The sequence below is a fragment of the Streptomyces sp. NPDC031426 genome, from assembly GCF_055581585.1.
In genome coordinates this window covers 1-1,662 of sequence record NZ_JBVIJE010000107.1, presented here as the reverse complement: position 1 = coordinate 1,662, position 1,662 = coordinate 1, and the positions used below count along the sequence as shown (strand labels likewise).

The 1,662-nt window shown below is 69.9% G+C and carries 2 protein-coding genes; one reads left to right on the top strand and one right to left on the bottom strand.

What is annotated here, in order from left to right; translation table 11 throughout:
- Positions 1–269 precede the first annotated feature (269 nt).
- Entirely contained in the window at positions 270–1,064 is a 795-nt protein-coding gene (locus ACZ5NH_RS45495) for an IS5 family transposase (RefSeq protein WP_468784368.1), read from the top strand.
- Here ACZ5NH_RS45495 and ACZ5NH_RS45490 read toward each other — a convergent pair.
- Positions 1,012–1,545: a hypothetical protein gene (locus ACZ5NH_RS45490; RefSeq protein WP_468784366.1), complete on the bottom strand. Its 534-nt coding sequence runs from the start codon at positions 1,543–1,545 to the stop codon at positions 1,012–1,014. The two genes, ACZ5NH_RS45495 and ACZ5NH_RS45490, sit on opposite strands and share 53 nt — an antisense overlap.
- Positions 1,546–1,662 lie beyond the last annotated feature (117 nt).

Sequence of the window (1,662 nt, the reverse complement as noted above, 5' to 3'; positions counted from 1 at the left end):
AGAAGCCGTATCTCAACCGATCATGGAACGTGCGGGTCGAACGCGGATTCCCGGTCGGGTGATCCTGCCGTGGCCAGGGCATGAAGACGGGACCTCCTGAACAACTCGTGGGTGTCGAATCCATAGAGCAGCAGGAGGCCCCGATGCCGCAGTCTTCCGTGCCGACGGCTGGGCAGTCCAACTCGGTTGCTCGATCGTGTGATTGCCTCGCGCACGTGTACGGCAACGCGGCCGATCATCCTGACCGGGTGCGCCGGTATCCCTCGGACATGACGGACGCGGAGTGGGCGGTCATCCGGCCGTTGCTGCCGGTGCCGGCCTGGCTCCAGGGCAGAGGCGGGCAGCCCGAAGGCTACTGCCACCGCCAACTGCTGGACGCGATCCGCTACCTGGTCGCGGGCGGGATCTCCTGGCGGGCGATGCCCGCGGACTTCCCCGACTGGGGCCGCGTCTACGCCTTCTTCCGCCGCTGGCGCGAGCACGGGCTCATCACCGAGTTCCACGACCGGCTGCGCGCACGAGTGCGTGAGCGCGAGGCCCGTGAGGCCGAGCCCACGGCGGGAATCATCGACGCGCAGTCGGTCCGGGCCGCCGCGACGGTGCCGGCCGCCTCACGCGGCTACGACGGCGGAAAGAAAGTGCCGGGCCGCAAACGACACATCGTGACCGACACGCTCGGTCTGCTCCTGGTCGTCTGTGTCACCGCCGCGAATATCGGCGACCGGGACGCCGCCGTGGGCCTGCTGAGGAGGCTGCGCCGCCTGCACCGCGACATCACCCTCGTGTGGGCCGACGGCGGCTACACCGGCTCCCTCGTCGACTGGTGCCGCCAGAAACTCGCGCTGACCTTGGAGATCGTCAAACGCACCGACGACATGGCGGGGTTCGTGGTGCTGCCCAGGCGCTGGGTGGCAGAGCGCACGTTCGCGTGGCTGATGCATTCGCGCCGGCTGGCCCGGGACTACGAGACGTTGCCGGCCAGCAGCGAGGCGATGATCCGGTGGTCGATGGTCACGCGGATGAGCCGGCGTCTGGCACGGCCACGGGCCGCCGGCCGGCGCTGAATGCCCCCGACGTCTCCTGCACCAGCCACCCGCGCTCCGCCAGACGCCGGGCCTTCGAGCGCACTCCCTCGACCTTCGCCGACGTTGTCTCCAAGCCCAGCCGAGCCGTGATCTCCCTGGCCTTCAGCGGCCCCTGGCCCGCCGGCTGCCGCTCCTCCAGCACGCCCAGAATCCGCTGGTAGTCCGGCGCCAGCACCGTCACCGGCAGTCCTTCGCGCCAAGGCGGCACGACCGAACCCGGCACCGGCGCGGGCGAGGACACGGTTTCCGCCTCCGCCTCGGCCTCCGCCACGGCGGTGGTCTCGGCAGCTGAGGCCGCCAGGGCCTCTACCAGCTCCTCCCTCGCGATCACCCGCCGGTCCAGCTCGATCTCCGCGGCCTCCAACACCCCAGCCAGCCGCGCAGCTTCCTCCCGCAGGCCCTCCACCCGAACCCGGGCCGCCGTCTCCCGCTCCTCCAGCATTCCCAGCACCGACGCCATCGCGCACCCCTCGATCACGGAGCCGAAACAAGACGCCGCATGCCTCCCTCATTCCGAGCCAGACCATGCCTGACCAGTAGAAATCAAGCGATCACGTTCGGTTGAGATACGGCTTCT